General features: G+C 47.2%; 2 protein-coding genes. One reads left to right on the plus strand and one right to left on the minus strand.

The genetic code is table 11. The annotated features are described in order from the left end of the window. Window positions 1-1883 (plus strand): CHAT domain-containing protein (locus F6K53_RS37270; protein ID WP_293084632.1); only part of this gene is annotated, 1883 nt, incomplete at its 5' end. A 75-nt stretch (window positions 1884-1958) separates the two neighbouring features. On the opposite strand, the gene F6K53_RS37275 is transcribed toward F6K53_RS37270, so the two are convergent. Then, on the minus strand, window positions 1959-2494 hold a 536-nt coding region (locus F6K53_RS37275), incomplete at its 5' end, for a hypothetical protein (RefSeq protein WP_293084635.1).

The following is a 2494-nucleotide window of genomic DNA, read 5'->3' on the forward strand; positions in this document are numbered from 1 at the left end:
CAGCGATTCATCTGACCATTCTGGAACAGCCAGGACGGGAACAGTTAACCCAAGCCCTGGAACAAGGAAAATATCAAGTCTTCCACTATGCTGGTCACTCTAACCTAGGGGAATCAGGTGGTGATGTCTACCTGGTTAGTAAAAAAACTGGTTTGACAGAGACCTTAAGGGGTGATGATCTAGCGGGATTGTTAGTTAATAATGGTGTCCAGCTGGCTGTATTCAACTCCTGTCGTGGTGCTCATACAGCTGCTTCACATACCCAAGAAAACGGTAACGATCAAAATCTTGCTCAAGCACTGGTTAAGCGCGGTATTCCTGGGGTTCTAGCCATGGCAGAGCGCATTCCCGATGAGGTAGCCCTGACCCTAACCAGACTATTATACCGTAACATCAACCAGGGTTACCCCATTGACCTCAGCCTCTCGCGAGCTAGACAAGGACTGATTTCTGCTTATGGCTCGAACCAGCTTTATTGGGCATTACCTGTTCTTTATCTGCATCCGGAATTTGATGGTTTCCTGACCAATGATGACCACAGTTATGACCGAACTCAAATATTTAGTCTGCCCGATCCTCCTGGAATGTCTGTAGGGTTAGACCCAGAAGAGGGTTTTTTTACGCCACCACAAGAGAGAGAATATACCACATTATCAGAATTTGAGGAAGACTCAGCTCTTGTCCCTAGGGCAGAAGCTGAGTATGACCATGAAAGTGTCACTGGTGTAACACCGGGTTTAGAATCCCATGAACTAGAAGCAGACGATCCCGCTGCTTTCATTAAGGGATTGCTGGATCAGCTGAATACAGAGGCGATTGGTGAGGATTCAACAATAACAGCATCGAATTCAGAGGGGTTATCCGAAAACCCTTACTCAGAGGCTGCTCAGAAGAACCTACCAGTCCATAGCCCAAGCCAACTCCCTGCTCCTTTGAAAGCTTCAGCCGCAACCCTGACACCGGCGTCTACGGAGGGCTCAACCCAATTAGCTCCAAAGCGTGAGGATACTACGGCAGAAGTTGAGGCTAAAAAGGTCACTAATCCTAAACACAAGGGTTTAAGGTTACCACGTTCACCACTGTGGATCGGACTAGGAGCAACGGGAACTCTTGCCTTGGTACTGGTGAGCATGTGGTTTTTCCAGAACCCTCCTAGTCCTGGGCTAGGGAGACAATTACCACCAGGTCTGTCCAAACCTGTTGATTACTCAAATGTTAATTTGACAAAGGCTAATACCAAGACCGTCACAGCGATCGCAATTGAAGCATTCAGTGAGGATAATATTATTCGAGGAACCGAAGCTGTAACGGCATTGCTAGACCGGGGTGCATTACCCGATGCTTCTGCTGCCCTTCAGGAAGTTCCCTCAGAACAATTGAATCAGTCAATGGTGAGTTTTTTAAGAGGGCGTCTGGCATGGCAGTCGATCCAGACCGGCTCGGATGAATACAGTCTGGATGATGTCAGACGTTATTGGCAAAGAGCAGTTAAACAAGAACCTGACTCTTGGACTTACCGCAATGCCCTAGGGTTTGCCTATTACGCTGAAGGCAAATACGAGCGAGCTAACCAAGCTTGGTATGATGCATTGTACAGGAGTAGCAACGGGAAATCTACAATTGTTGGATCTGAAAAATCCAGCAATTCCCCAAAATGGAATACCTATGCTGGCTTAGGGCTAGGGTTGTGGAAATCTGCTCAACAACAAAACGGGTCTAAGCGGGCGAGTTTGTCCCAACAATCTCTTAAGCTACGGCAACAAGTGATCGCCAACGACCCGATTAACTTCCAACCTGATGCCTTGAGCAAGAACTGGCTTTGGTCACAGCAAGCGATTAAAGATTGGCAATCGCTGTTAGAGGTTAGAACTTCTAACAATTGACGGTTAATAGTCAACCGTCAAGAGTGAACAAAGGGCAAATTAAGAGCAAATTAAATCACCACTAGCCTCGGCTGATTACTGATCCCGCATCAAGGAAGACAGAGAGCGGCGCTTACGCATATCCATCATGTTGGCAAGAGTCTCGTCTTTAGCATTGGTCTGATCAGTAGGCTCCGGTGGCAAAACCGTTACCTCGGTCTGTTGGTCATCACTCCTGTTTTGTGATGGTGGTAATAATGGTACTGATTTTACTGGTTGTTGTTTGCGAGTCGCCTTACGGCGTCTAGAATTACGGCGTCGCCTTCTACTGCTGACACTAGATGTTATCGGTCTTTTCAGTTTCGTTTTCTGGCTTGAAAATTTTAGAGCCTGAGTAAGCAATAAGCAACCGCTGGCGCAGCCTACAGCAACAACACCAAACAACGACAGAGGCACAGCCTCTTTTGCTGCTGATGCCCGCAGTTGGGCCAGAGCTGGTTGTGGATTATTGGCTTCTTCCTCAATCGGTCCAGGATCAATCAGACCAATAGTTGCTATGCTACCGGCTAAGACCATAACAACCCAAAGCCCAACCCAAACAGCAATCTGATGATTGTATATTAGCTTTTGGA

The organism is Moorena sp. SIO4A1 (genome assembly GCF_010672065.1).
Taxonomy (GTDB): domain Bacteria; phylum Cyanobacteriota; class Cyanobacteriia; order Cyanobacteriales; family Coleofasciculaceae; genus Moorena.